At 70.6% G+C, this 26,188-nt stretch carries 29 protein-coding genes and 1 tRNA gene; 8 read left to right on the forward strand and 22 right to left on the reverse strand.

From position 1 onward, the window contains the following. Window positions 1–132: 132 nt before the first annotated feature. A complete protein-coding gene (locus GRI72_RS13905) occupies window positions 133–675 on the forward strand; it encodes a recombinase family protein (protein ID WP_160733641.1) in 543 nt (180 codons plus the stop codon). A 588-nt stretch (window positions 676–1,263) separates the two neighbouring features. Here GRI72_RS13905 and GRI72_RS13910 read toward each other — a convergent pair. Further along, a tRNA-Gly gene (locus GRI72_RS13910) sits at window positions 1,264–1,338 on the reverse strand. A 187-nt stretch (window positions 1,339–1,525) separates the two neighbouring features. Here GRI72_RS13910 and trxA point away from each other — a divergent pair. Both trxA and GRI72_RS13920 read left to right on the forward strand, forming a co-directional pair. Continuing rightward, window positions 1,526–2,440, forward strand: coding sequence for a thioredoxin (gene trxA / locus GRI72_RS13915; RefSeq protein WP_160734555.1), 915 nt, complete (start codon window positions 1,526–1,528; stop codon window positions 2,438–2,440). A 35-nt stretch (window positions 2,441–2,475) separates the two neighbouring features. Further along, a complete protein-coding gene (locus tag GRI72_RS13920) occupies window positions 2,476–3,087 on the forward strand; it encodes an LON peptidase substrate-binding domain-containing protein (RefSeq protein WP_160734518.1) in 612 nt (203 codons plus the stop codon). A 28-nt stretch (window positions 3,088–3,115) separates the two neighbouring features. Here GRI72_RS13920 and GRI72_RS13925 read toward each other — a convergent pair whose 3' ends face one another. The 5 genes from GRI72_RS13925 to argB all read right to left on the reverse strand — a co-directional run bounded on the left by GRI72_RS13925 (window position 3,116) and on the right by argB (window position 6,667). Next, complete coding sequence (locus GRI72_RS13925; protein WP_160734519.1) at window positions 3,116–3,736, reverse strand: MarC family protein; 621 nt, start codon at window positions 3,734–3,736, stop codon at window positions 3,116–3,118. A 6-nt stretch (window positions 3,737–3,742) separates the two neighbouring features. Then, window positions 3,743–4,483: a hypothetical protein gene (locus GRI72_RS13930; RefSeq protein WP_160734520.1), complete on the reverse strand. Its 741-nt coding sequence runs from the start codon at window positions 4,481–4,483 to the stop codon at window positions 3,743–3,745. Then, window positions 4,480–5,376, reverse strand: a complete 897-nt coding sequence (folD, locus tag GRI72_RS13935; RefSeq protein ID WP_160734521.1) for a bifunctional methylenetetrahydrofolate dehydrogenase/methenyltetrahydrofolate cyclohydrolase FolD — start codon at window positions 5,374–5,376, stop codon at window positions 4,480–4,482. The genes GRI72_RS13930 and folD overlap by 4 nt, the downstream gene beginning before the upstream one ends. Before the next feature lies 1 nt (window position 5,377). Then, entirely contained in the window at window positions 5,378–5,635 is a 258-nt protein-coding gene (locus GRI72_RS13940) for a YggT family protein (RefSeq protein WP_160734556.1), read from the reverse strand. Window positions 5,636–5,767: 132 nt separating this feature from the next. Then, a complete protein-coding gene (argB, locus tag GRI72_RS13945; protein ID WP_160734522.1) occupies window positions 5,768–6,667 on the reverse strand; it encodes an acetylglutamate kinase in 900 nt (299 codons plus the stop codon). A 219-nt stretch (window positions 6,668–6,886) separates the two neighbouring features. Here argB and GRI72_RS13950 point away from each other — a divergent pair, with 219 nt between their 5' ends. Then, window positions 6,887–7,312 carry a hypothetical protein gene (locus GRI72_RS13950; protein ID WP_160734523.1) on the forward strand — a complete coding sequence of 142 codons (426 nt, stop codon included), beginning with the start codon at window positions 6,887–6,889 and terminating at the stop codon, window positions 7,310–7,312. A gap of 97 nt (window positions 7,313–7,409) precedes the next feature. Here GRI72_RS13950 and GRI72_RS13955 read toward each other — a convergent pair whose 3' ends face one another. The 5 genes from GRI72_RS13955 to GRI72_RS13975 form a co-directional block, all read right to left on the reverse strand. After that, window positions 7,410–8,312: an HTD2 family dehydratase gene (locus GRI72_RS13955; protein ID WP_160734524.1), complete on the reverse strand. Its 903-nt coding sequence runs from the start codon at window positions 8,310–8,312 to the stop codon at window positions 7,410–7,412. Continuing rightward, window positions 8,312–9,526 (reverse strand): acetyl-CoA C-acetyltransferase, encoded by a 1,215-nt coding sequence (locus tag GRI72_RS13960; RefSeq protein ID WP_160734525.1) that lies wholly within the window; start codon window positions 9,524–9,526, stop codon window positions 8,312–8,314. Before GRI72_RS13960 ends, GRI72_RS13955 begins: the two co-directional genes overlap by 1 nt. A 70-nt stretch (window positions 9,527–9,596) precedes the next feature. After that, entirely contained in the window at window positions 9,597–10,772 is a 1,176-nt protein-coding gene (locus GRI72_RS13965) for an acyl-CoA dehydrogenase family protein (RefSeq protein WP_160734526.1), read from the reverse strand. Between the two features lie 39 nt (window positions 10,773–10,811). Then, entirely contained in the window at window positions 10,812–11,093 is a 282-nt protein-coding gene (locus GRI72_RS13970) for a hypothetical protein (RefSeq protein WP_202389136.1), read from the reverse strand. Window positions 11,094–11,191: 98 nt separating this feature from the next. Then, window positions 11,192–11,470 carry a hypothetical protein gene (locus GRI72_RS13975; protein ID WP_160734527.1) on the reverse strand — a complete coding sequence of 93 codons (279 nt, stop codon included), beginning with the start codon at window positions 11,468–11,470 and terminating at the stop codon, window positions 11,192–11,194. A 133-nt stretch (window positions 11,471–11,603) separates the two neighbouring features. Between GRI72_RS13975 and recQ the strand changes: the two genes are divergently transcribed. The 3 genes from recQ (at window position 11,604) to GRI72_RS13990 (ending at window position 14,800) form a co-directional block, all read left to right on the forward strand. Next, window positions 11,604–13,394 carry a DNA helicase RecQ gene (recQ, locus tag GRI72_RS13980; protein ID WP_160734528.1) on the forward strand — a complete coding sequence of 597 codons (1,791 nt, stop codon included), beginning with the start codon at window positions 11,604–11,606 and terminating at the stop codon, window positions 13,392–13,394. Window positions 13,395–13,522: 128 nt separating this feature from the next. After that, window positions 13,523–14,485: a right-handed parallel beta-helix repeat-containing protein gene (locus GRI72_RS13985; protein WP_160734529.1), complete on the forward strand. Its 963-nt coding sequence runs from the start codon at window positions 13,523–13,525 to the stop codon at window positions 14,483–14,485. Window positions 14,486–14,536: 51 nt separating this feature from the next. Further along, on the forward strand, window positions 14,537–14,800 hold the full coding sequence (locus GRI72_RS13990; protein ID WP_160734530.1) for a DksA/TraR family C4-type zinc finger protein: 264 nt from the start codon (window positions 14,537–14,539) through the stop codon (window positions 14,798–14,800). A gap of 10 nt (window positions 14,801–14,810) precedes the next feature. On the opposite strand, the gene GRI72_RS13995 is transcribed toward GRI72_RS13990, so the two are convergent. From GRI72_RS13995 to pabB, 8 genes are all read right to left on the reverse strand, one after another. Beyond that, window positions 14,811–15,308 carry a GNAT family N-acetyltransferase gene (locus GRI72_RS13995; protein ID WP_160734531.1) on the reverse strand — a complete coding sequence of 166 codons (498 nt, stop codon included), beginning with the start codon at window positions 15,306–15,308 and terminating at the stop codon, window positions 14,811–14,813. Continuing rightward, complete coding sequence (gene ribA, locus GRI72_RS14000; protein WP_337191201.1) at window positions 15,305–16,342, reverse strand: GTP cyclohydrolase II; 1,038 nt, start codon at window positions 16,340–16,342, stop codon at window positions 15,305–15,307. Before ribA ends, GRI72_RS13995 begins: the two co-directional genes overlap by 4 nt. Window positions 16,343–16,377: 35 nt before the next feature. Continuing rightward, window positions 16,378–17,169 carry an exodeoxyribonuclease III gene (locus GRI72_RS14785; RefSeq protein ID WP_237487210.1) on the reverse strand — a complete coding sequence of 264 codons (792 nt, stop codon included), beginning with the start codon at window positions 17,167–17,169 and terminating at the stop codon, window positions 16,378–16,380. 294 nt (window positions 17,170–17,463) lie between these two features. After that, window positions 17,464–18,135, reverse strand: a complete 672-nt coding sequence (locus GRI72_RS14005) for a LolA family protein (protein WP_419880248.1) — start codon at window positions 18,133–18,135, stop codon at window positions 17,464–17,466. A gap of 103 nt (window positions 18,136–18,238) precedes the next feature. Beyond that, the gene (gene rpmG, locus GRI72_RS14010; RefSeq protein WP_160734534.1) at window positions 18,239–18,406 is read right to left on the reverse strand and encodes a 50S ribosomal protein L33; all 168 of its coding nucleotides are present in this window, start codon (window positions 18,404–18,406) and stop codon (window positions 18,239–18,241) included. A gap of 134 nt (window positions 18,407–18,540) precedes the next feature. Beyond that, window positions 18,541–18,945 (reverse strand): alternative ribosome rescue aminoacyl-tRNA hydrolase ArfB, encoded by a 405-nt coding sequence (gene arfB / locus GRI72_RS14015; protein ID WP_160734535.1) that lies wholly within the window; start codon window positions 18,943–18,945, stop codon window positions 18,541–18,543. Continuing rightward, window positions 18,938–19,591 carry an RluA family pseudouridine synthase gene (locus GRI72_RS14020; RefSeq protein ID WP_160734536.1) on the reverse strand — a complete coding sequence of 218 codons (654 nt, stop codon included), beginning with the start codon at window positions 19,589–19,591 and terminating at the stop codon, window positions 18,938–18,940. The genes arfB and GRI72_RS14020 overlap by 8 nt, the downstream gene beginning before the upstream one ends. Then, window positions 19,588–21,411 carry an aminodeoxychorismate synthase component I gene (gene pabB / locus GRI72_RS14025; RefSeq protein WP_160734537.1) on the reverse strand — a complete coding sequence of 608 codons (1,824 nt, stop codon included), beginning with the start codon at window positions 21,409–21,411 and terminating at the stop codon, window positions 19,588–19,590. Before pabB ends, GRI72_RS14020 begins: the two co-directional genes overlap by 4 nt. Window positions 21,412–21,516: 105 nt before the next feature. Here pabB and GRI72_RS14030 point away from each other — a divergent pair, with 105 nt between their 5' ends. Beyond that, window positions 21,517–23,091, forward strand: coding sequence for a helicase HerA-like domain-containing protein (locus tag GRI72_RS14030; protein ID WP_337191202.1), 1,575 nt, complete (start codon window positions 21,517–21,519; stop codon window positions 23,089–23,091). A gap of 12 nt (window positions 23,092–23,103) precedes the next feature. Here GRI72_RS14030 and GRI72_RS14035 read toward each other — a convergent pair whose 3' ends face one another. Genes GRI72_RS14035 through GRI72_RS14045 form a run of 3 tightly spaced genes read right to left on the reverse strand, consistent with a single transcriptional unit; the run spans window position 23,104 to window position 26,006 of the window. Continuing rightward, complete coding sequence (locus tag GRI72_RS14035) at window positions 23,104–24,486, reverse strand: sensor histidine kinase (protein WP_337191203.1); 1,383 nt, start codon at window positions 24,484–24,486, stop codon at window positions 23,104–23,106. 3 nt (window positions 24,487–24,489) lie between these two features. Then, the gene (locus GRI72_RS14040) at window positions 24,490–25,224 is read right to left on the reverse strand and encodes a response regulator (RefSeq protein WP_160734539.1); all 735 of its coding nucleotides are present in this window, start codon (window positions 25,222–25,224) and stop codon (window positions 24,490–24,492) included. A 47-nt stretch (window positions 25,225–25,271) separates the two neighbouring features. Then, a complete protein-coding gene (locus GRI72_RS14045; protein ID WP_160734540.1) occupies window positions 25,272–26,006 on the reverse strand; it encodes an EF-hand domain-containing protein in 735 nt (244 codons plus the stop codon). Between the last annotated feature and the right edge of the window lie 182 nt (window positions 26,007–26,188).

A 26,188-nucleotide genomic window follows, 5' to 3' on the forward strand; every position in this document is an offset into this window, starting at 1 on the left:
GCACCCATCTCATTGAGGTAAGCTCGAGCGGGACATTGGTGTGAGACAGTTTCGGCGTCCCAAATGATTTGCTGACAGATTCGAAACATCTGCGATGTCGTGGCCTAGAGCCATACGAGACAGGAGACGCGGATGCTGGTCGGATACGCACGGGTGAGTTCGTCGGGACAGTCGCTCGACATCCAGAACGAAGCTTTGTCCCAAGCTGGATGCGAAAAGGTCTTCGCCGAGAAGATGTCGGGTCGTTCTGCCAAGGACCGCATTGAACTCGCGAATGCACTCGACTTCGTTCGGGAAGGCGACACGCTCATCGTCACGAGGCTCGACAGGTTGGCAAGGTCGGTTGGTGACCTGCACCGCATCATCGAAACGCTGACCAGCAAGGGTGTCGAGTTCCGCTGCATCAACCAAAGTGGCGTCGATACCGACACCTCGACGGGCAAGCTGATGTTGAGCATCCTCGGTGCGGTTGCCCAGTTCGAGAACGACATCCGTCGCGAACGACAGATGGAAGGCATCGCGAAGGCCAAAGCCGAAGGGCGCTATAAAGGCCGTCCAGCGACCATCGACCCCGACGAGGTAAAGACCCTCCACCAACAAGGCATGGGAGCCTCTGCAATCGCCCGTGAGATGAACATCGGTCGAGCCAGCGTCTATCGAGCACTGGCAGCCTGAAGCCCCCTCAGAATGGCTCTACAGCCATCCCAGCACCATCATCGCCCCACGGGTGAAACCTTACAATGTCAATCCACGAACTCTCTGGAACGTGACCACGCTCGCGTCGGCGTGGGCTTTCGAATCGACAATAAGCTCTCGCCCATGGCGCGCGCATTATTAATCTGCACGGTCGCCCGTCATCCGCGCGCAGCGACCCGATATCGTTGACGGAAAGACGAACTGTGGCACGCTCGGTGGATGACCGAACCGACCGTTGCCGACCACGCCGATACCATCGTCATCACTACCATGGCCGAAACCGCTTCTGCCGATGTCACCGATGGTCACAATGACGATGACCAACGTTGGGTCGCAGCCGTCATCGCCAGCCTGCCAGCACGCTCACGCGAAGCGCGGCAAGCGTTGGCCGAGGCTTTGTGGAACGGTGATGCTGCCTTGTCCGCTCCTGTCGGGTGCGCCAGTGTCTTCCAACTTGCAGCATCGATCGGCCGGCCTCTTGCACGCCAGGCACTCGCGCGCCGCGCAGCCGCGGTCGCGCGCGGCCCGGGGTGGGCGGCGGCGGTTATCGGCAAGTCGGATGGAAAATGGAGCGGGCGAAGAGATTCGAACTCTCGACCCCAACCTTGGCAAGGTTGTGCTCTACCCCTGAGCTACGCCCGCTCACTGGCGTTACCGGGAAGCGCGTGGCCCCGGTGGGAGGCGGCGCGATTAGCAGCGGTCGCCGCGCCCTGCAAGGGGAAAATCGCAGCGCGCGGCGCGGGGCACTTCGCCCTTCACAATGCCCGGAAAAAGCCCACATTAAGGCCCGATCCGAAAGCACGGCAAACGGGAGCATATCTTGGCGAGCATGGGCCTCAACATCGAAGAGCAGAAGGCGGTGGACCGCTTCCGCAAGGACGTGGTCGAACCGTCGATGACGAACCTCGTCATCGTCGATTTCTGGGCCGAGTGGTGCGGGCCGTGCAAGGCGCTCGCCCCCGTGCTGGAGAAAGTCGCCGCCGAATACGCGGACAAGGGCGTCGTCCTGGCCAAGATCAACGTGGACGAGGAACAGTTCATCGCCAGCCAGTTCCAGGTCCGCTCGATCCCCACCGTCTATGCCCTGTTCCAGGGGCAGCCGGTGGCCGACCTGACGAGCGCGCGCAGCGAATCGCAGCTGAAGCAGACGCTCGATCAGCTCCTCGCCCAGCTGCCGATCAAGGGCGGCGACGGCGGCGCGGCGCAGCAGCAGGGGCAGGACGTCGAGCAGTTCGTGGCCATGGGCGAGCAGATCCTGGCCGACGGCGATGCCGAACGCGCGGCGGGCATTTTCGGCCAGGTGGTCGACATGGCGCCCGACAACGCGCCGGCCCATGCCGGCCTGATCCGCGCGCTGGTGGCCGCCGGCCGGGCCGATGAGGCCGGCGCCCTGGTCGCCTCGCTGCCGCCCGCGCTGGCCGACGATCCGGCGGTCAAGACCGCCCGGAGCGCGCTCGAGCTGGCCGGGACCCAGGTCGACGAGGGCGAGCTCCAGACGCTGCGCGCGGCGGCGGCGGAAGACCCGGCCGACATGGAAAAGCAGCTGGCCTTCGCCGAGGCCGCCTTCGCCGCGAACAGCCGCGACGAGGCCGCCGACACCCTGCTGGCGATGATCGAGCGGGACCGCGAGTGGAACGACGGCGCGGCGCGGACCAAGCTGCTCCAGATCTTCGAGGCGGTCGGCCTGGAGGATCCCTGGGTCGTCGCGACCCGGCGGCGCCTGTCGAAGATCCTGTTCGGATAGGGCATGGCATCGCGCCCCCCTTGCGGTGACGAGAGGTGACGGTCCGCCTTTCCATCTTTCCCCTGCCCGGGGTCATCCTCTTCCCCGGTCTCCAGCTGCCGCTGCACATTTTCGAGCCGCGCTATCGCGCGCTGGTGAGCGACGCCCTCGCGCGCGACCGCCGGATCGCGATGATTCAGCCGCAGCGCGCGGCCGAGGGGGCGCCGCTGTTCGGCATCGGCTGCGTCGGGCGGATCGGCGAGGTCGAGGCGCTCGACGACGGGCGGTACAATATCGTGCTGGAGGGCGAAGCGCGCTTCCGCCTCGTGCGCGAGCTGGACGTGCCGACCGCCTTTCGCAAGGTCGAGGGCGAGCTGATCGAGGATGACGGCGACGAGGTGCTGAGCAGCGTCGAGCGCGCCGGGTTCGAGGCGGAGGCGCGGCGATTCGCCGATGCCCAGGGCTACAGCGTGGACTGGGATTCGGTCGCCCGGCTCGACGATATGTCGCTGATCAACGGCGTCAGCCAGATCGCGCCGTTCGATCCCGCGGCCAAGCAGGCGCTGCTGGAGGCCGGGAGCCTCGCCGAAAGGTGCGAGCTGCTGATCCAGCTGATGCAGTTCTTCGGCCGCCGCGACGGCGACGAGGACAGGGTCACCTTGCAATAACGGCCGTGGGGCCGGCCGGCGCGCCCCCTCAGAAGAACGCGCCGCGCAGGCCGTCGATCACGTATTGCGCCGCCAGCGCGGCGAGCAGGACGCCCAGCAGGCGGGTGATCACCGCCTCCACCCGCGCGCCGAAGAACCGCATCAGCGGCCCCGCGGCGAGGAAGGCGAACAGCGTGATGACCAGGACGAGCAGGAGCGCGCCGAGCACGACCATCGTCTGCTCGGTGCCATCGGCCTCGTTCATCAGCAGCATGATCGCCGCGATCGCGCCGGGGCCGGCGAGCATCGGCATGGCCATGGGGAAGACGGAAACGTCCTCGATCTCGGGCGTGGCGGCGACTTTCTCGGCCCGTTCCTCGCGCCGCTGGGTGCGCTTTTCGAAGACCATCTCGAACGCGATCCAGAACAGCATCAGCCCGCCGGCGATGCGGAAACTGTCGAGTTCGATATGGAGCGCGCCGAGCAGTTCCTGCCCGAACAGCGCGAAGACCAGCAGGATGGCGAGCGCGATCAGGCACGCGCGGATCGCCATGGCGCGCGCCTGTGCGGCGGTCGCGCCCTTGGTCAGTCCGGCGTAGATCGGCGCGCAGCCGGGCGGGTCGATGACGACGAACAGCGTGATGAAGGCGGAAATGAACAGCTCGACCATCGTCAATCAACCTCCGGCCGGGGCCGCGACCTCGCTGCGCAGCACTTCTTCCATCGAATCGCCGCGCCGCAGGAATACGGAAACCACGCGCGAACGATCGGGCGCGACGCGATAGCGGTAGACGAGCGTCCGGTCGCGCGATTCGCCGTAGCCTTCGGCGAGACCCAGACCCATGGCGTCGGCATTGGCATCCCGGTCGGCCTGTGCCGCGTCGAAGGCGGCCGGCAGGTCGCCCGGCGTGCAGTCGGCCACCTGGGTGCGGATGATGTCCGGCTCGGCCAGCGGCTCGGCCAGGGTGTCGTGCTGGCTCAGCAGCCAGCGGTGTTTCTCCTCGTCGCCCGGGCGGCCGCGTCGCTGCCACACGGTGGTATAGTACCCGGTGGTGCCGTCGGCTTCCTGCCAGGCGCCGCGCGTCACCGAAACCGACCCGTCGCAGCTCGACCAGACCTGGTGCGGTTGCCACTGCACCGGCTGCCGGGGGTTCTCCTGCCGCGAAAGCCATGGCCGCGCGGCGACCGCCCCGGGCACGAACATCACCGCGTCTTCGGCCGCGAACTTGCGGAACGCCGTCCACTGGCCTTTCTCGCGCGCCTCGCGGGCGAAGGCGAGCTCGGTCGCGATCACCGCGCTCGGGTTCGCCTGCGGCTTCAGCGAGCGGTAGAAGCGCTCGCGCGCCGTGCCGCCCGGACCGCCGGCGCAGGATGCCAGCAGCGCGCCGAGGCACAGGGCGGCGAGCGGTTTGCTCATATCGCGCCTTCGGGCAGGTCGATCCCGGCATTGCGGTGGGCGGCGACCAGCGTGTTGCGCAGGAGCACGGCGATCGTCATCGGCCCAACCCCGCCGGGGACCGGGGTGATTGCCCCAGCCACCTCGCGCGCCTCGCCGAAGGCGACGTCGCCCACCAGGCGGCCCTTGCTCGCGCCCGGTTCGGGGGCGAGGCGGTTGATGCCGACGTCGATCACGGTCGCGCCGGGCTTGATCCAGTCCGCCCTGACCATTTCGGCCCGGCCCACGGCGGCGACGACGATATCGGCCCGCCGGACCACGTCGGCCAGGTCCTTCGTCCGGCTGTGCGCGATGGTGACGGTGGCATTGGCGTCGAGCAGGAGCTGCGCCATCGGCTTGCCGACGATGTTCGAGCGGCCGATGACCACCGCGTCCAAGCCCGAGAGGTCGCCCAGCCGATCGGTCAGCAGCATCATGCAGCCCAGCGGCGTGCAGGGGACAAAACCGCTCTGGCCGACGGCCAGGCGGCCCGCGTTGGTGACGTGGAAGCCGTCGACGTCCTTGTCGGGATCGATCGCGGCGATCACGGCCTGCTCGTCGATATGGTCGGGCAGCGGCAGCTGCACCAGGATGCCGTCCACCGCCGGGTCGGCGTTCAGCCGCTCGACCAGGGACAGAAGCTCGCCCTCGCTGGTGCTGTCGGGCAGGCGATGTTCGAAACTGGCCATGTTGGCGGCGATCGTCGCCTTGCCCTTGCTGCCGACATAGACCTGGCTCGCCGGGTCTTCGCCGACCAGCACGACCGCCAGGCCCGCCTTGCGGCCGGCCTTTTCCTCGAACGCGGCGGCAAGCGTGCCGACTTTCTCGCGCAATTGCGCGGCGAACGCCTTCCCGTCGATGATCGTCCCGGCCATCTTACTGGCCGTAGGCCGCGTAGAGCAGCACGCGCATGAGGATCTGCAGGGCGATGATCAGCACCAGCGGCGAGAAGTCGATCGCCCCGGTGCGCGGCAGGATGCGGCGGATCGGCGCGAGCACCGGTTCGAGCAGCGAATTGATCGAGTTGTAGATCTGCAGCAGGAACTCGTTGCGCGCGTTGATGACGTTGAAGGCGAACAGCAGACCGATGATGAACTGGATGATGACCAGCATCACCACGACGTTGATCAGCATTCCGACGATATCGATGATGAGACCCACGAATTGTCCTTTCCTGACGCAGGGCGGGTGAGCCGCCCTCCTACGCGCTTCCGCCCCGCTGTATCAACCGTGCAATACGCTCTGCGCCGCCGGCTGGGCGCCGGGTCAGCCGGCGCGGATCAGCGTGCCCGCCCCGCGCGCGGTGAAGAATTCGAGCAGCATCGCGTGGGGCACGCGTCCGTCGAGGACGACCGCCGCCTCGCACCCGGCCTCGACCGCGTGGACGCAGGTTTCCAGCTTGGGGATCATGCCGCCGCCGATCGTTCCGTCGGCCCGCAGCCGCTCGATATCGGCGGGCACGAGATCGCTCAGCAGCCGGCCCTGCTTGTCGAGCACCCCGGCGACATCGGTCAGCAGGAACAGCCGCGCCGCCCCCAGGGCGGAAGCGATCGCGCCGGCCATCGTGTCGGCGTTGATGTTGTAGGTATGCCCGTCGGCCCCGGCGCCGATCGGGGCGACGATCGGGATCATCCCGGCCGCCACCGCGGTGTCGATGATCGTCGTGTCCACCGCGCAGGGCTCGCCGACGAAGCCGAGGTCGATCGCCTGTTCGATATTGCTGTCGGGGTCCTTGGCCGTGCGCTGGACCTTGCTCGCGGTCACCAGCCCGCCGTCCTTGCCCGAAATGCCGATCGCCTTGCCCCCGGCCTGGCTGATCCAGCCGACCAGTTCCTTGTTGATCGCGCCCGACAGGACCATCTCGGCCACGCGGGCGGTTTCCTCGTCGGTCACGCGCAGGCCGTCGACGAACGTCGATTCCACGCCCAGCTTCTTCAGCATGGCGCCGATCTGCGGCCCGCCGCCGTGCACGACGACCGGGTTGATGCCGACGGCCTTCAGCAGGACGATATCCTCGGCGAAATCGCGCGCCGCGGCCGGATCGCCCATCGCGTGGCCGCCGTATTTCACCACGAAAGTGCGCCCGGCATAGCGCTGGAAATAGGGCAGGGCCTCGATCAGGACCTGGGCCTTGGCAATGCTCGCCGTGTCGTCGTTGCCGCTCATCGTCGTTTCCCGAAACCTCGCGCCCGCGTCGCGTGGCCGCGCGCTTAGCGGCTGCGGGCGCGCGTGGAAAGCACGATCGCCCCCGGCCGTGCCCGCCTAAACCGGGGATGAACGGCATCCGTCCGGCGCTGGCGGGGGGCGATACGCGGCAATCGCGGGAGCCATCGGGCCTCCACGCGCGTCTGTCGGTCCTCCGTTGCAGCAAGAAAGGATGGATCGATGACGAAGACAGCACTTTCCCTTTCCCTCGCGCTCGCCCTCGGCGCGGCGGGCAGCGCGGCCCAGGCCCAGCTGGCCGGCGATGCAACCGGCACCGTGGGCGGCGCGATCGGCCCGGTCACCGGCAACGTCGATCTCGACACCGAGGCGCGGGTGGACCCGGTCGACGGCCCGATCACCTCCACCACCGACAGGGTGGACGACAGGCTCGACCGGGCCCGTGACACCGTGCGCGACCGGGTCGATGAAACCCGCGAGACGGTGGACCGCGCGCGCGACATCGACGCCGAAGTCGAGGCCGGGGTCGAAGCAGAAACCGAAACCGGCCTCGGCGTGGAGACCGAAGCGGGCGAAGCCGCCGTTGCGGCCGACACCGAGGTGGAAACGCAGGCCGAAACCCGGGTCGAAACCGACCCGGGGGCCTGATCCGGCTCCTGCAAGGCGAAGGCAGGTTTTCGCCCTGTCTTTTCGGGGAAGGGCGGCGCGGCGGCGTCGCCCTTTCCGGTGCCCAGCGCCGGCCGCGCTAGGTCGCGTGCGCTTCCACCACCTGGCGCCCGTCGCCGGCGAAGGCGGCTAGGGCCAGGCCCTCCCCCTCTCCCTCGCGCTCCCGGCGCAGGACGAGGTGCAGCGTCTCGCCGGCAATGGCCGGCGACAGGCCGCGGAAGCCGAAAGTCTTCAGCGCGTTGTCGCCCAGCTCGCGCGCGGCGAGCTGGAGCAGGAGGCTGGCCGTCAGCGGCCCGTGGACCACCAGCCCGCGATAGCGCTCCACCTCGCGCGCATAGGGCGCGTCGTAGTGGATGCGGTGGGTGTTGAACGTCAGCGCGGAATAGCGGAACAGCAGGCGCGGATCGGGCACGATCGCGCGGTGCGCGTCCCACCCGCGCGGGTCGAACCGCTCCGCGCCCGGCTCAGGCGGCGACAGCGGGGCATCGCCCGGGGCCGCGGCGCGGTAAACCAGCGTCTGCCGTTCGCGCACTGCCGCGCGCCCGTCGGCGGTGGTCTCGTGTTCGACCGTCACGAAAGTCATCGGGCCGCTGCGCCCTTCCTTCGGCGTGATCGCGCCGATGCGCGACGTGCGCTCGATCGCGGCACCCGTCGCGATCGGGGCGAGGAAGGCGATCGTGCTCGCCGCCCACATCCGCCGCGGCAGGGGAATCGGCGGCAGGAAGCTTTCCGGGCTGTCGTCGCGCTGCGGATGCCCGTCCTCGCCCAGGTCCGCGGTCGCGGCATCGGGGGTGCAGAGGCAGAAGTGAATGCCCTGCGGCATCGCTGCCCCGGGGGCGGGGCCCGGGGTGGCGGGGCCCGGGGGGGCGCGGGGGCCGGGGGCGGGAAGGTCGAACGTGGCGCACCAGCGCGCCGCCAGCGCGGCGTCGAGCCGGTCGGCGGCCCGCTGCTCGCGCCCGATCCAGGCGTCCCACCCGGCCATCAGGCCGCGCGTTCGAAGATCGCCGCCATGCCCTGGCCGCCGCCGATGCACATCGTCTCCAGCCCGAAGCGCACTTCGCGCCGGTGCATCTCGTGCGCCATGTCGGCCAGGATCCGTCCGCCGGTCGCGCCGATCGGGTGGCCGAGCGAAATGCCCGAGCCGTTGACGTTGAGGATCTCGCGCCGCGAATCGTCCTCGCTCCAGCCCCAGCCCTTCAGCACGGCGAGGACCTGCGGCGCGAAGGCCTCGTTCAGTTCGACCAGGCCGATGTCGTCCCAGCCCATGCCGGTGCGGGCGAAGAGCCGCTCGACCGCCGGGACCGGGCCGATCCCCATGCGGCTGGGGTCGCAGCCGGCCGCGGCATAGCCGCTGAACCACAGCATCGGTTCCAGCCCTAGTTCGGCCAGCTTGTCCTCGGCCACGACCAGGCAGGCGGCGGCGGCATCGTTCTGCTGGCTGGCATTGCCCGCGGTGACCACCCCGCCTTCCAGCGCGCGCAGGCCGGCCAGGCTTTCCATGCTGGCATCGGGGCGGAACCCCTCGTCCCGCGTGAAAGCGACCGGGTCGCCGCGCCGCTGCGGCACCTCCAGCGGAACCAGCTGCGCGTCGAAACGCCCCGCTTCCCAGGCGGCGGCGGCATTGCGGTGGCTGCGCACGGCAAAGGCATCGGCCTCCTCGCGCGTGATGCCGTAATCCTTCGCCAGGTTCTCCGCCGTCTCGATCATCCCGGTGATGACGCCGAAGCGCTCGACCGGCTGGCTCATCAGGCGGCCGCGAGTCAGCCGGTCCCACAGCTCGACGTTGCCCGCCTTCACCCCGCCGCGCAGCGCGGTCGTGTAATGCTCGACATTGGACATCGATTCGCATCCGCCGGCGACGACCACGTCGGCATGGCCCGCCTCGATCATCATCGCCGCGCTGACCACGGCCTGGAGGCCCGATCCGCAGCGGCGATCGAGCTGGTAGCCGGGCACTTCCAGCGGCAGGCCGGCGGCGAGCCAGCTCCAGTGGCCGATCGCCGGCGCTTCGCCGCTGCCGTATCCCTGGCTGAAGACCACGTCGTCCACCCGCTCGGGATCGATCCCGCTGCGTTCGATCAGGGCCTTGAGAATCGCCGCCCCCAGCTCGCCCGCGGTCAGCGGCGCGAGCGTGCCGAGGAAACGCCCCACCGGGGTTCGCAGGGGGCTGACGATGGCGGCGCGGCGTTTGGTCATGGCAGATCCTTCAGGCGATTGTTCCAAGAGGTCCTCTCGACGCCGGGGGAGCCCGGCACGGCGCAGCTTGTCAGGTGCCGGCGGCGAAGTCGCGCAACATGTGCTTGGCGATCTGCAACTGCAGGATCTGCGTCGTGCCTTCGTAGATTCGGTAGATCCGGGCATCGCGGAAGAACCGCTCCGCGTCGTATTCGGCGAGGTAGCCGGCCCCGCCGTGGACCTGGACCACGCGATCGACGACCCGGCCGCACATCTCGGAGGCGAAGACCTTGAACGCGGCGGCCTTGCGCAGGACGTTCTCGCCCGCGTCGGCCCGCGCGGTCACGTCGGCCATCATCGCCTCGGCCGCGTAGATCTCGGTCTCGCTTTCGGCCAGCATCTGCTGGATCAGCTGGAAGTTCGCGATCGGCTCGCCGAAGGCCTTGCGCTCCGTGGCGTAGCGCAAGGCGGTGTCGAGCGCGCGGCGGGCATAGCCGGTCGCCGCCGCGCCGACCGAGATGCGGCCGTTGTCGAGGCTCTTCATCGCGAACACGAAGCCGCGGCCGGTTTCCCCGCCCAGCAGGGCATCGTCGGGAACGTGCACGTCCTCCAGGATGATGTCGGCGATCTGCGCGCCCGCCTGGCCCATCTTGCGGTCCGCGCTGCCGACCGAGACGCCGGGCGCGTCCATCGGCACGATGAAGGCGGAAACATGCGCGTTCTTGGGCAGGTTTTCCTTCTCTGTCCGGGCCATGATCAGGCCGACGCGGGCCTGCGGGGCATTGGTGATGTAGCGCTTGGTGCCGTTGAGGACCCAGCCGCTGCCCGAGGGATCGCGCCGCGCCGTCGTCTGCATCGCGGCGCTGTCGCTGCCCGATCCCGGCTCGGTCAGGCCGAAACAGGCGATCTCGCCCCCGGCGATCCGGGGCCACCACTCGGCCTGCTGCTGCGGCGTCCCGCCGTTCTTGATCGCGGAGTTGAACATGCCGACGTTGATCGAGAAGATCGAGCGGAAGGCCGGCGCGGCATAGGCCATGGCCTGCACGACGCGCGCGTACTGGCTGGTGTTGAGGCCGGCGCCGCCGAATTCCTCCGGCACGGTCAGGCCGAACAGGCCCATCTCGCGCATTTCCTGCAGGATCGGTTCGGGCACCGCGTCGTTCGCGATCACCTCCTCCTCCGCCGGGATCAGCCGTTCGCGCACGTAGCGCTCGAGCTGGTCGATGAACTGCTGGAAAATCTCGGGGTCCATGCCGGATGCGGCCATTTTCTGTCTCGTCCTTTCGCGTTGGCGTGTGCGGGCGTTCTAGTTTTCGGCCTGGGGAGGGGTCCGGTCGCCGTCTTCGGCGGTTTCCCGATCGCCGGGAGCATCTTCGCGGGCAGGTTCTGCGGCTGGGGCGCCGGCTGGGGCGTCGGGCTCGTCGCCGGCGATCGCCGCCACCGGGCGTCGCCGCTCTTCGAGCATGGCGGCCGCCTCGTCGAGCGCCCTCGCCTCGCCCACCGTCACGCCGCCCGGGCCGGGCTCGTTATCGGCGGGCTCGCACGCGGCGAGCGGGAACAGGGCGATCAGCAGGGCGAGCCGTTTCATCGGCCGGCACCATAGCGAAGCGCGGGCAAAGGAAAAGCGGGGGAATCGCCCACGCGATCCCCCGCCTTGCGCGGCCATCGGCGGCCGCCCGGCGAAGCTTACTGCGCGGCCTCGGCGGCGACGTCCGCAGCGGCCGCGGCAGCGGCTTCGGCCGCCTCGTCCGCGGCGGCGTCCGCATCAGCATCGGCCGCGGCGGTTTCGGCCGGGGCCGTTTCGGCGACCGGGGCATCGACCGGCTCTTCTGCGACCGGCTCGAGCGCTTCGTCGGCCGGCATCTCGACCGTGTCGGCCTCTGCATCGGCGGAAGCGTCCTCGGTGCTGCCGCAGGCGGCGAGCGCGAACACGGCCGGGGCCAGGACAAGTGCGAACTTCTTCATCGTTCTCTCCGTGGTGAGCGCCGGATGGCGCAGGTCCGCCCGATCCCTACCCCCGCCACATTTCAACCGCAATCTGCAAAACTCGCGCGTGCGCCGTTCACCTGCGGCCCGGCCTATGCCATGGCGCATCGCGATGGCGACGGCAGGGCAAGGCGAAACGGGGCTGGAGGCGGCACGGGCGGAACTGCGCCGGCTGTTCGGGTTCGACGATTTCCGCGGCGTGCAGCCGCAAGTGCTCGCGCGCGTGCTGGCCGGGCAATCGACTCTCGCGGTCATGCCCACGGGCGCGGGCAAGTCGCTGACCTACCAGCTGCCCGCGACGATGCTGCCGGGCACTTGCGTGGTGGTCAGCCCGCTGATCGCGCTGATGCACGACCAGCTGCGCGCCGCGCGGGCCAACGGGATCGAGGCGGCCACGCTGACCAGCGTCGATTCCGACTGGCGCGAGACGATCGACCGGTTCCGCGCCGGCGCGCTCGACTTGCTCTACGTCGCGCCCGAACGCGCCAGCCAGCCGGGCTTCCGCGATCTCCTCGGGTCCGCCCCGCTCGCGCTGTTCGCGGTGGACGAGGCGCACTGCGTTTCCGAATGGGGCCACGATTTCCGCCCCGACTATCGCCAGTTGCGCGGCCTGATGGACGCCTTCCCCCAGGTCCCGCGCCTGGCCCTGACCGCGACCGCCGATGCCCACACGCGGGCCGACATCCTCGACCAGCTCGGCATCCCGCGCGACGGGCTGGTCCTCGCCGGCTTCGACCGGCCGAACATCCGCTATGCCATGCGCCACCGCGACAACCCGGTGCGCCAGATCGCCGCGCTGATGGCGGAGGAGCCGGGGCCGGGGATCGTCTATGCGCCAACCCGCCGCAAGGTGGAGGACCTGGCCGGCAAGCTGGCGCTCGCCACCGGGCGCCCGGTGCGCCCCTATCACGCGGGGCTGGAGAGCGGGGTGCGCGCGGACAACCAGGCCGCCTTCGTCGCCAGCGAGGACATGGTGATCGTCGCGACCGTCGCCTTCGGCATGGGCATCGACAAGCCCGACGTGCGCTTCGTCGCCCATGCGGGAATCCCCAAGTCGATCGAGGGTTACTACCAGGAAACCGGCCGCGCCGGGCGCGACGGCGATCCGGCGCGCGCGGTCATGTTCTGGGGTGCCGGCGATTTCGCCACCGCGCGCCAGCGCCTGGCCGAAATCGACGAGGCGCGCCGCGCGGGCGAGCGCGCGCGGCTCGACGCGCTGGCCGGACTGGTCGAGACCGCCGGCTGCCGCCGCGCCGTCCTGCTGCGCCATTTCGGGGAAGACCCGCCGCCGGCCTGCGGCAATTGCGACAACTGCCTGGCCCCGCCGCGCGTCACCGACGCGACCGAGACGGCGCGCAAGCTGCTTTCCGCGGTCTATCGCACCGGGCAGAGCTTCGGCTTCGGGCACCTGCAGAAAGTGCTGACGGGTGTCGAGGACGAGCGCGTGCGCCAGCGCGGGCACGACGGGCTGAGCGTGTTCGGGATCGTCGCGGGGGAAGAGGCGCGGCTGCTGCAGCCGCTGGCGCGGGCGCTCCAGGCGCGCGGCGCGCTGGTCGCGACCGAGCACGGCGGGCTGGCGCTGGGCGGCGATGCGCGCGCGATCCTGAAGGGGGAGCAGGCGGTGGAAATCGTCGTCCCCCCGCGCGCCGAGCGCCGCCGCCGGCGCGATGCGAGCCCGAACCCGGTCGGCGATCCGCTGTTCGACGCCCTGCGCGACTTGCGCCGCGAGCTTGCGCAGGAAGCGCAAGTGCCGCCCTATGTCGTGTTCCACGACGCGACCTTGCGCGAAATGGCCGCCAGCCGGCCGGAGACGATGGATCAGCTCGGCGCGATCGCGGGTGTCGGGGCGAAGAAACTGGAAGCCTATGGCGCGCGGTTCCTCGACGCGATCAGGCGCCACTGAACGGTTGCGCCCGTGCTGCGCCCCGGGGCGCGTGCGGGATCGCAGGGGCGCAGGTTAGGGGCCGTTAACCCTTTCCGGCTATCGCCGGCCTCATGGATAGATGCGCCCGCACTTCGCCCGCCCGCAATATGCCGGCCGACCGGTCCGTCACGCTCGCGCTCGTCGCCGGGGCGCTGGCCACGGCCGGCATTCCCGCCGCGGCAGTGATCGCGCAGCCCGGCGCGGCCCCCTTCACCGTGGTCGAGACCGGCCAGGGGCATGCGACCCTGCAGCAGGCGGTCGATGCGATCGGCAACGGCAAGGGCACGATCGCGATCGCCAATGGCACCTATCGCCAGTGCGCGGTCCAGGAAGGCGGCACGATCGCCTATCTCGCCGCCGAACCGGGCAAGGCGGTGTTCGACGGCAAGACTTGCGAGGGCAAGGCGGCGCTGGTCCTGCGGGGGCGCGCGGCCGAAGTCTCCGGCCTCGTCTTCCGCCGCATGGCCGTGCCCGATTACAACGGCGCCGGCATCCGGCTGGAGCAGGGCGACCTTACCGTCGCGCAAGCGTGGTTCGCCGACAGCCAGCAGGGCATCCTGACGGCTGACGATCCCACCGGGCGGATCGTGATCGACAAGACGACGTTCTCCGGCCTCGGCACCTGCGAAGGGTCGGGCGGGTGCGCGCATTCGATCTATATCGGCGATTACGGCCACTTGCGGGTCACGCGCAGCCGCTTCGAACGGGGCACCGGCGGCCACTACGTCAAGGCCCGCTCCGCCCGGGTCGATATCGCGGCGTCGAGTTTCGACGATTCGGCCGGACGCGGCACCAATTACATGATCGACCTGCCCGAAGGGGCCACCGGCCAGATCACCAACAACTGGTTCGTCCAGGGGCGCGACAAGGAGAATTACTCCGCCTTCATCGCCGTCGGGGCGGAGGATATTAGCCACAGCTCCGACGGGTTGCAGATCGCGGGCAACGACGCGCGCTTCGTCCCCGCGCTCAGCCGCAGTTCGGCGTTCGTCGCCGACTGGACCGGCGCGCGCCTGTCGATCGCGGACAACCGGCTCGGTGCCGGGATCGAGCCGTTCGAACGCCGTTGACCGGAACCGCCCGCGCCGCCCGGCGGTTGTGGGGGTGAAAGGGGAAGGGCAATGGCAGGCGGCTGGGCCCGCGACGGGGCCGTCCAGGACCAGATCGACGACACGGTGAACGACGCGGTCGAGGCCGCGCGCACGCGCATGCCGCGCGGCGAGAGCGCCGAGTATTGCGACATCTGCGGCGAGGATATTCCCGAAAAACGCCGCCAGGCCCTGCCCGGCGTGCGCACCTGCATCGCCTGCCAGGCGGAGCGCGACGCCGCCGTCCGGTCTTCCGGCATCAACCGCCGCGGCAGCAAGGACAGCCAGCTGCGCTAGCGCGCGCCGGTCAGCCGAAGGCGGGGGCGTAGGTCACGACGCCGCGCGGAGCGTTGCCTGCCATGACGAGGCGCTGGAAATAGGCGGCCGGCGGCCCCGGGAAGGCCAGGCCGGGATCGTGCGCGAAGTCGAACCGGCCGTAATAATCCGGCTCGCCCAGCACGACGGAGCCCGCGGCGTCGCGCTCGCGCAGCAGGGCCAGGCCGCGCTCGATCAGCGCCGCGCCGATGCCCTCGCCTTGGCGTGGCGGCATGACCGCGACGGGGCCGAGGCCGAACCAGCCTTCGCCCCCGTCCGCAATCGCGACGGGCGAGAAGGCGACGTGGCCGACGATTGCGCCGCCGTCTTCCGCGACCAGCGAGATCGAGAGGTCGCCGTCGGCGCGCAGGGCATCGACGATGGTCGGCTCGCTACCGTCGCTGTGGGGATGGCCGTCGAAGGCCGCGCGCACGACCTCGTGGATCGCGCGTTCGTCGCCGGCGCGCTCGGGCCGGATCGCGACGCTCACGTCAGCAGGTGGCCCGAACGGTCGCGCTTGGTCGCGAGGTAGCGGGCGTTGTGCGGGTTGTCGGGCAACTGGTGCGGCACGCGCTCGGCCACCGTGATGCCGCTGGCGGCCAGCGCATCGACTTTGCCCGGGTTGTTCGTCATCAGCCGGATCTCGCGCACGCCGAGCAGGTCCAGCATCCGGGCCGCGACCGGGAAATCGCGCGCCTCGTCGGGCAGCCCCAGCCGCCGGTTGGCGTCGACCGTGTCGAAGCCCTGGTCCTGCAGGCGATAGGCGCGCAACTTGTTGACGAGGCCGATCCCGCGCCCTTCCTGCCGCAGGTAGAGCAGGACGCCCCAGCCGCCGCGCCGCGCCTCGTCCGCCATCGCGTGCAGTGCGGCGTCGAGCTGCGGGCCGCAGTCGCACTTGAGGCTGCCGAGGATGTCGCCGGTCAGGCATTCGGAATGGAGCCGCACCAGCGGGGCGGCGTCGGACCGCTGCTCCCCGATGACCAGCGCGACGTGTTCGCGCGTGTCGTCGGCGCTGCGGAAGGCGACGATCTCGGCGTCCTCGGATGCCGAGACCGGCAGCCGCGCCCGGGTCGAGATCGCCAGCGCCGTGCTGTCGGCCCATTCCACCAGGTCGGCCGGGGCGACCGGCTGCGGCTCGCCCGCGTTCACCGGGTCGACCAGGAAGGCGGGCAGAATGCCCGCGATCCGCGCCAGTTCCAGCGCGGCCAGCGCGTGGTCGGGCCAGGCGATGTCTTCCGCGCGGAACGGCCCCTTCAGCGGGCTGCGCAGGTCCAGCGCCGGATCGGCCACCGGCAGCGCGCTGCCGAGGTCGAACGGCTCGGCCCCGTGGATCAGCACCGGCGCGTGCGGTTCGGCCGCCTCGCGCTGGTTGGCAAGCTTGAGCGTTTCCGCGCGCGCGGCGGAGATCAGCATTCGCGGCGCCTGCGCCCGGCGCGCGATCGCGGTTTCCACCGGCAGGAGCAGCGGCCCGCCCTCCATCGCCAGCGGCCAACCGTGGCGCAGGGCATCGATCGCCTGCGCCACCCGCCGCGCGGGCGAAGGGCCGGGAGCCGGCGCGCTCAGAGCGCGAACTCCGTCACCAGCGGGACGTGGTCGCTCGGGCTTTCCCAGCGCCGCGTTTCCTCGACGAAGCGGTGCCCGGTCGCCTGGCGCGCGAGGTCGGGGCTGGCCCACATGTGGTCGAGCCGCCGGCCCTGGTCCTTCTGGCGCCAGAAACTGCGATAGGACCACCACGAGTAATTCCGTTCCGGCGCGGGGATGAACTCGCGCCCCAGGTCCACCCAGCCATGGGCGTCGCGGAACCGGCCGAGCGTCTCGACCTCGATCGGCGTGTGGCTGACGACCTTGAGCAGGGCCTTGTGATCGTAGACGTCGCATTCCAGCGGCGCGATGTTGAAATCGCCGACGATCAGCGTCGGCCGGTCGATCGCCTCGGCCCAGCGGGTCATCCGGCCGAGGAAGTCGAGCTTCTGCCCGAATTTGGGATTGACCTCGCGGTCGGCGACGTCGCCGCCGGCGGGGATATAGACGTTTTCCAGCACGACGTTCTGCCCGGGGCCGAGCAGCTCCACCCCCACGTGCCGCGCCTCGCCGTTGTCCTGCCAGTCGTGGCGGGAAAACTCGCGCATCGGGATGCGGCTGACCGTGGCCACCCCGTGATAGCCCTTCTGCCCGTGCACGGCCTGGTGGACGTAGCCCATGTCGGCCAGCGCGGCGGCCGGGAACTGGCTTTCCTGGCACTTGATTTCCTGCAGGCAGAGGACGTCGGGGGACTGTTCCTCGATCACGCGCTTGACCTGCTCGATACGCAGGCGGACCGAATTGATGTTCCAGGTGGCAATGGAAAGCATGGGCCCGGCCTTAGGTGTCCCGGCCGCCAGCGGCAAGCCGGGGGATGCCCGGCGCGCGGCCGGGCCGGCAGGCGGGCAACAAAAAACCCTCGTGCCGGGGGCATTGGCACGAGGGTTCCATGTTAGCGTTCGTCACGCTGTTGCAAGGCGGCGTTGTCGCGAGGTCAGGGCAACAGGGGGGAAACCCGCCTCGCACCGACTTGCAAGGCACAAGATAGGGATGGCCGGCTTTCTAACCAATGAACGAGCGGCCGCACCTCGTCGCAGGCCATGAACGACGCGGCGCGCAGCCGTTCACCCCGGTCGGCGGGTCGAGCGGCGCGGATCGCGGTAGGTGAACGCGCTGTCGGGCACCGACATGCCGTAGCGGTGGTTGCGCAGGCGCACAGTCGTGCGGTTGTTCTGCACGTCGAGCGCGACCCAGTTGGTCAGCTGCAGACCCCCGGGGGCCGAGGCGTTGCGGGTGAAGATCAGCGTGATCACCCCGAACTGCGGCTTGTCCGGATCGCGCACCTCGACGCCGACGACATCGGGGTGCTCGGTCGGGACCAGCTTGCCGTAGCGTTTCACGTCGCGCGCGGGATCGAGCAGCGCGCCGAGCGGCGAATCGGAGATCGGCCAGCGTTCGACCTGGTTCACCTCGTAATCGATCATGGTGAACGACTTGCCGTTCGAAACCAGCAGCAGCGGCACGCCTTTTTCGTACTGGAAGCGGATCTTGCCCGGCCGCTTGAGCGTCATCACCCCGGAAACCGTCCGCCCCTTGCGGTCGGTCTGGGTGAAGTCGGCCTTCATCGTGGAAATGCCGCGCAGCGCGGCGACGGCCCGGTCGAGATCGCCCTCGGCCGCGGCGACCGGCGCCGCGGGGGCGACGAGGGCGGCCGGCGCGACCAGCGCGAGGGCGGCCGCGACGGCGAGCGCGCGCGGATGGCGGGCGGGCCGGAAAGAGGCGATTCCGCGCGCCAGGCGGCGCAGCGGGGAAAGGGTGATCTCGTGCACTGTCATGCTCCGTCGGTTAGGGCTGGAGCATTGAACCGCCGCTGAATTGATCCGGTTCCGGCGATTCAGCTTACTTGATCTTCGCTTCCTTGAACTCGACGTGCTTGCGCGCGACGGGATCGTACTTGCGGAAGGTCAGCTTCTCGGTGATGTTCCGGGGATTCTTCTTCGTCACGTAGTAGAAGCCCGTGTCGGCGGTCGAGACGAGCTTGATCTTGACGGTTGCGGGCTTCGCCATGGCGTGTTCCTAAAGATCGATGGGGGCCGCCCGGTGCCGCCGGACCTGCCCGAAAAAATACAGGCGGCGCGCACGGCACCGCCCTTCCGGCGCGCCCATTGGGCGATTCACCGGCGAAAGTCAAGCGCGCGCCGTCACCAGTCGACCTTGCCGCGCCCGGCCTTGACCGCGCCGCGCGCCTTCTTGGCCTTGAGCCGCTTGACCTTGCCCACGCGGTTCACCCGGCTCTTCGCGCGGCGGGCGGGCGGGGTCAGCGCCTCTTTCAGCAGGGCCGCCAGCCGTTCGCGGGCGGCCTCGCGGTTCTGTTCCTGGGTGCGGTATTCGCGCGCGGTCAGCACGATCTCGCCCCCCTGGGTCAGTCGGCTGCCGGCGATGTCCTTCAGCCGCGCGAAGGCGTCGGGCGGCAGGCCCAGCGCGAACACGTCCACCCGCAGCTGCACCGCGGTCGCCACCTTGTTGACGTTCTGCCCGCCCGGCCCGCTCGCGGCGATGAACTTCTCCTCCGCGATCTCCAGCGCGCGATCGAGGATCCTACCCATCGCCGAACCCGAGCGCGGCGAAATCGGGCGGCAGGGGTGCCGTCGCCTCGACCGGCGGCTTGTTCCCGCGCGTGACGGACAGGCCCGCGGCATGGAGCATCGTGCGCGGCGCGCCCTTGCCGCTGCCATAGACCGGGTCGCCCAGCAGGGCCATTCCGATCCCGCTCGCCGCGTGGACGCGGATCTGGTGCGTGCGGCCCGTTTCGGGGGTGAACTCGACCAGCGTGCGCCCGCCGCGGCGCGCGACCACGCGCCAGTGGGTCAGCGACGGCTTGCCCTTGCGCGCCGGGATCATGCGCCAGCCCTTGTCGGCGCTGGAAATCTTGCTCAGCGCCAGTTCGACCGTCCCTTCCTCCTCGCCCGGCTCGCCGTCGAGAATGCCGAGGTAGCGCTTGGCGACCTGGCGTTCCTCGAACGCGCGGGCAAAGCGCTTCAGCGCCTTCGGATTGCGCGCCAGGAGCAGGCAGCCGGACGTATCGGTATCGAGGCGGTGCACCGCCACCGGCGCGCGCTGGAACCCGAGCTTCAGCGAATCGAGGTGATCCTCCAGCGCGGGCCCGCCCTTGCGCGGCCGCTCGATCGGCAGCCCGCCGGGCTTGTCGATCACCAGCGCCTCGCCGTCTTCGAAGAGAATGTCGATCGTCATGCCAGTCGTGCTTTCATCAGGCCACGCAGGGCGTTGCCGATCAGGAACCCGCCTTCCAGGTCGGCCAGGGTCAGCCGCGCCTCGCGCGCGCGGCCGCTTTCGATCAACGCCGTGCGCCCCACGCCCGGCAGCAGGCCGAGCGATTCGGGCGGCGTTTCCAGCGCCCCGGAGCCGGGGCGATAGAGATTGGTGAAGCTGCCTTCGGTCACCAGCCCGTCCTCGCGCACGAAGATCGCTTCCGCGGCCCCCGCCTCGTGCGCGGCGGCGAGCGCTTCCTCGTAGAACCCGCGATCGCTCGTCTTGTGCCGCAGGCGCCAGTCGCCCGGGTCCACCGGCAGGGGCAGCGCGATGCACGGCACCGGCTCGCCCGGCGGTTCGGGCATGTTGCCGGCCTCCAGCGCGATCGCGCCGCCGCGCGCGGCGAGCAGGCGCACGCGCGATTCGCGCTCCAGCTCGAAGCACAGGGCCTGGATGCGGTTGCGCGCGGCATGGCGATCGAACGCGAAGCCGAGCGCGGCCGCGCTGGCCTTGATCCGTTCGAGGTGCAGCTCGATCAGCGCGATCCCTTCCTCCGGGGTGAAGCGCATGGTTTCCACCAGGTCGAAGCCCGGCGCCCGGTGGCCGGGGGAACTGCGCCGGGCGAAGCCGCCCTTCAGCACGGCCTCGCGCCATTCGGCCATCGGCGCGCTGTCGGCCACGATCGCCGAACCGACGCCGAGCACGGCGGTGCCTTGCGCATTCTCCACCGGGGTCAGCCGCAGCGTGCGGATCGCGACGTTGAACGCGGCATCGTCCGCGCTCTCCCCCTCGACCGGGCCGATCCGCCCGATCGCGCCGCAATAGGGGCCGCGTGCGTCGCGCTCGACTTCGGCGATCAGTTCCATCGCGCGGATCTTGGGCGCGCCGGTGATCGAGCCGCAGGGGAACATGGCCCGCACGAGGTCGGCCGCGCCGTGCCCCTCGGCCAGCCGCGCGCGCACCGTCGTCACCATCTGGTGGACCGTGGGGTAAGTCTCGACCGTGAACGGCGCATCGACCTGGACGCTGCCCGGCTCGGCCACGCGCGACAGGTCGTTGCGCAGCAGGTCCACGATCATCAGGTTCTCGGCCCGGTCCTTTTCCGACCCGGCCAGGTCCCGGGCCAGTGCATCGTCGCGCGCCGGATCGTCCGATCGCGGGCGGGTGCCCTTCATCGGCCGGGCCCGCGCCTCGCGCCCTTTCAGCGAAACGAACAGCTCTGGCGAGAGGCTCAGCAACCAGTGCTGCCCGTCGAACACGACGCCGCCGTAACCGGCCTGCCCCGCCGGGCGCAGCGCGGCATAGAGCGCGAGCGGATCGCCGCGGTACGATCCGGCGAGCGGCAGGGTCAGGTTCGCCTGGTAGATGTCGCCCGCGCCGATCGCCTCCTGCAGGCGGGCGAAAGCCTCGCCATAGGCGCCCGGCGAAACCTGCGGGTCGAGCGGGCCGAGCGTGGTCGCGCCTTCCGCCTCGCCGGCCAGCCATTCGCCGACCCGGCCCGCCGGGATCACGGTTTCGCGCGCGAACCGGCCGAACCAGACAAGCGGCCCGGCCGCGCCGGCGCGCCGCTGCGCGAGCGGGGCGAGGCGGGGTTCGAGCGCCAGCCCCGCCTCGTAGGCGACGAACCCGGCCAGCCAGCCGCCGCGTTCGCGCCGGGCGCTGTCGGCGGCCTCCAGCACGCCGGCGACGTCCTGCGCGCGCCGGGCCACGAAGACCTCCTCCGGCCCCTGGTAGAGGCGCGCGTCGGCAGCGCCGTCGCCGCGGGCGTCGTCGAGCAATACGAAAGGAGCGTGGTCCGCCATTCGCCCTGCCTTAGGGGCGCGGGGAAAATAGGCCAAGCCGGGAACTTGACCGTGCCCGACGGGGTGGGCCATGCCATGGCGGCATCAAGGCGGGAGGTTTGCGCAGTGGGTGAGATCTTTCTCGGGCTGGCCGACAACGGAGAGAAACAGGTCCTCAACCTCGCGCGGGCCAACCGCCACGGGCTGATCGCGGGCGCGACCGGCACCGGCAAGACGGTGACCCTGCAGGGCCTGGCCGAAAGCTTCTCCGCCAATGGCGTGCCGGTCTTCGTGGCCGACGTGAAGGGCGACCTCTCGGGCATTGCCATGGCCGGATCGCCGACGTTCAAGAACGCCGACAAGCTGGAGGAGCGGGCGAAGGAACTGGGCATGGACGACTATGCCTATTCCGACAATCCGGCGGTGTTCTGGGATCTCTACGGCGAACAGGGGCACCCGATCCGCACGACGATTTCGGAAATGGGGCCGCTGCTGCTCGCGCGGCTGCTCGATCTCAACGACACGCAGGAAGGCGTGCTGCAGATCGTGTTCCGCCATGCCGACGACAACGGCCTGCTCCTGCTCGACCTCGGCGACCTCCAGGCCATGCTGGCTCACTGCGCCGAAAACGCGAAGGAGCTGAGCGCGAAGTACGGCAATGTCAGCCGCGCCAGCGTCGGCGCGATCCAGCGCCAGCTGCTCAGCTTCGAGAGCCAGGGGGCCGATCGCTTCTTCGGCGAGCCGGCGCTGGAGATCGACGATTTCCTCAAGTGCGACGAGCAGGGGCGCGGCTATGTCAACGTGCTCGCGGCCGACAAGCTGATGCGCAGCCCCAAGCTCTACGCGACGTTCCTGCTCTGGCTCCTGGCCGAGCTGTTCGAGAGCCTGCCCGAGGTGGGCGACCCGGACAAGCCGAAGCTGGTGTTCTTCTTCGACGAGGCGCACCTGCTGTTCGACGATGCGCCCAAGGCGCTGGAAGAGAAGATCGAGCAGGTCGTGCGCCTGATCCGGTCGAAAGGGGTGGGCGTGTTCTTCGTCACCCAGAATCCGATCGACGTGCCCGAGGACGTGGCCGGCCAGCTCGGCAACCGGGTGCAGCACGCCCTGCGCGCCTTCACCCCGCGCGACCAGCGCGCGATCCGGGCCGCGGCGGAGACGTTCCGCATCAATCCCGACCTCGACGTCGAGCAGGCGATTACCGAGCTGAAAGTGGGCGAGGCGCTGGTTTCCACCCTGCTCGAAGACGGCGCGCCCTCGGTCGTCCAGCGCACTCTGATCAAGCCGCCGCGCAGCCGGCTGGGGCCGATCACGGCCAAGGAACGCGCGATCATCCAGTCGGTGAGCCCGTTCGACGGGAAATACGATACCGCGATCGACCGCGAAAGCGCAGAGGAAGTGCTGGCGCAGAAGGCCGCCGATGCCGCCGCCACGGCCGAGGAAGTGGAGGAGAAGGGCCGCGAGGAAGTGGAGAAGCGGCCGCGCAAGAGCACCTCGATCTGGAGCAAGGCGATGAAGCGCGCGATCGGCGCCGCGACCAGTTCGGGCGCGGCGATCGCGGCCAGCACGATCACCGGCCGGCGTTCGCGCGCGAACCCGATGAAGACGGCGGCGACTTCGGGCCTGGGCTCGATCGCGACCGATCTTGCCGGGCCGCTGGCAGGCCGGTTCGTGCGGAACCTGATCGGCGGGCTGATGCGCTAGGCGTGCGGCCGGTCAGCCGGCCGGCAGGCGAATCTCCGCCCGCAGCCCGCCGCCATCGCGATTGGCGAGGGCCAGCTCGCCGCCGTGCTGCTCGGCAATCGCGCGGGCCAGCGTCAGCCCCAGCCCGGCGCCGCCGGTTTCCCGGTTGCGCGAGGCCTCGCCGCGGGTGAACGGCTCCATCATGTCGGCGATCCGGCCCGGCGCGATGCCGGGGCCGCGATCCTCGACCCGCAGGACCAGGTGCCCGCCCTCGCGCGTCAGCGAGACGTCGGCCGCGCCGCCGTAGCGCACGGCATTGGCGATCAGGTTGCGCAGCCCGCGCCGCAGCCAGGTGATGTGGACCGGGCGGGCGGCGCGCACCGTGGGGCCCAGCGTCACCGGGTCGCCCATGTCCTCGAACTCCTCGACCACCGAGGCGGTCAGCGCGGCGAGATCGACCCGCTCGGGCGCCTCGCTCGCCCGGCCGACGCGGGCGAGCGAGAGAATGTCGTCGAGCGAGCGGGTGATATCCTCGATCCCGGCGGCCATCTTCGCGCGCTCGGCCTCGTCCTCGACCGATTCGATCCGCACGCGCAGCGCCGCCAGCGGGGTCTTCAGATCGTGCCCGATCGCGCCGAGCATGACGTCCTTCTCGTCCAGCAGGGCGGCAATGCGCGCCTCCATCGCGTTGTGAGCGGCGATCAGGCGGCGCACGTCGTGCGGGCCGCGCGCTTCGAGCTGCCCGTCGGCGTTCCGGTCGCGCGCGAAGCTTTCGGTCCGCGCGGTCAGCGCGGCCAGGGGCCGGGTGATGCGACGCAGCAGCAGGAAGTGAAGCCCGACCAGCAGGAGGTAGATCACCAGGGTCTGGAACAGGATCGAGCCGAGCACGCCGCGCTGGCGCACCGGGATCAGCACCCGCGCGACGGCCCATTCCTGCGCGCCCTGCGCCTTGAGCGCGGCGACCAGCAGGCGCGGCCGGTCCCCGCCACCGCGCAGCAGGCGCGCGCGCAGCCGGGGACGGGTGGCGAGATAGGGGTCCGATGCCAGGGGCCGCACGAAGACCGCCAGGTCGGACACGGCGACGCCGTGGCTCTCGACCATCGCACGCAGGGCCTCGGCCCGTTCCGCGTCCGCCACGTCGCCGGGCAGGGGCGCGAAGGCGGGGCTCCGCTCGATCCGCAGCGCGCGGACGAAGGAATCGTCGGGCCGGCGCGGCGGGGTGCGCAGCGCGCGCTCCTCGCGCCCGTCCCGGCCGCGCACGACGAGCGAGAAGGCGGCGGCGTTCATCACCGCCGCTTCGCGCCGCGCCTCGGCCGCGCGCCACAGCAAGGTGGCCGAAATCGCCTGCGCCAGCAGGAGGACCGCGGCCACGGCCAGCAGCATCTGGCCCAGCAGGCTTCGTGGCCACAGCCGCACGGTTCAGCCCTGGTCCTGCGCCACGCGGCGCACGTCGGCGGCGAAACGATAGCCGCCGCCGCGCACGGTCTGGATGAAGTGCGGGTTGCGGCTGTCTTCCTCGATCTTGCGCCGCAGGCGGCTGACCTGGTTGTCCACCGCGCGATCGAACAGGTGCGCCTCGCGCCCCTGGACCATGTCGAGCAGGCGATCGCGGTCGAGCACCGCGCGCGGATGGTCGAGGAAGGCGCGCAGCAGGCGGAACTCCGCGGTCGAGATCGGCACGAGCGCCCCGTCGGGATCGGTCAGCTTGCGCTTCAGCGGGTCCAGCCGCCAGTCTTCAAACAGGTAATGGGCATCGTCCTCGGCCGCCGGGGCCGGCCGGCTGGCGCGCCGCAGGACCGACCGTATCCGCGCGACCAGCTCGCGCGGCTCGAACGGCTTGACGACATAATCGTCCGCGCCGATTTCCAGGCCGACGATGCGGTCGGTCGCCTCGCCCCTGGCGGTCAGGAAGATGACCGGGATCTCGCGCGATTCGACCAGGTGGCGGCACAGCGAAAGCCCGTCTTCGCCCGGCATCATGATGTCGAGCAGGACGAGATCGGGCGCCTCGCCCAGCAGGAGGCTGCGCGCCGCGGCCGCATCCGCCGCCTGTTCGACGACGAACCCCTGGCGGACGAGGTAGTCGGCCAGGGGTTCGCGCAGGCTTGCCTCGTCATCGACGAGCAGCAGGCGAATGGTCGCGGTGTCGTTCATCGCGCGGGCCTAGACCTGCGTGGCGGCGCGGATCAAGCGCCGGCCGGTCAGCCGGGGCGGCGCGCGTCGCGGCGCTGCTCGGTCCGCTCGCGCATGGTCTCGCGCCGGGCCTCGCGCGCGGCCTTGCGTTCGGCGGCGGTGACCACGCCGTTGCCGTCGGCATCGGCGCGGGCGAAGCGCTTCTCCGCCGCGGCGAGGAACTCGGCCCGGCTCACCGCCTTGTCGCCATCGCTGTCGGCCCGGCGCAGCATGGCCATGCCGGCCTTCCTGCCGCCGCGCCGGCCGGCCTTGTGGCCATGGCCCTTGCGCCGTTCGCGGGCCTCTTCGCCGCGGGCCCGCTTGCCGAGGGTATCGCGCGCGGCCTGCATTTCGGCCTGCGAGATGCCGCCGCTGCCGTCGGTATCGATCCGCGCGAAGCGCTGGGCGCGGCGCGCTTCGCGGCGTTCGGCGCGCGCCTCGCGCCGCTCGGCCCGCTTCGCGCGGTGTTCGGCCCGGGCAGCGTCCATCTCGGCCTGCGTCACTTCGCCATTGCCGTCGGCGTCGAGCCGGGCGAAGCGCTCTGCCTGGCGGGCGGCGCGGTCGGCGGCATCGATGCGGCCATCCGAATTGGCGTCGAGCCGGGCGAACATGCGCTCTGCCTGCGCGGTCATCTCGGCGCGGGTCACTTCGCCGTTGCCGTCGGCATCGGGGCCGCGCGGGGCGCGATCGGCCTGGGCATGGGCGAGCGTGCCGGCGGCAAGCGCCAGCGCGGCGGCGGAAAGGGGAAGGGCGATTGTCTTCATGTCGTCGGCTCCACTGGAAGGGGCGAGAGGGTTGAGCCGCGGACCCGCCGGAAGGGGGGGAGGGATTGGTTCGGGCAGGGCCCGCAGCTCGTGGTGCCTCTTCTAGGGGGGCATTGTCGCAGGATTATCCCGGACCGGGCCGATATTGTCGCGGATTGTCGCACCGCGCGCCGGCCGTTCAT

Origin of the sequence: Pelagerythrobacter marinus (assembly GCF_009827515.1) — a bacterium.
Lineage (GTDB): Bacteria > Pseudomonadota > Alphaproteobacteria > Sphingomonadales > Sphingomonadaceae > Pelagerythrobacter > Pelagerythrobacter marinus.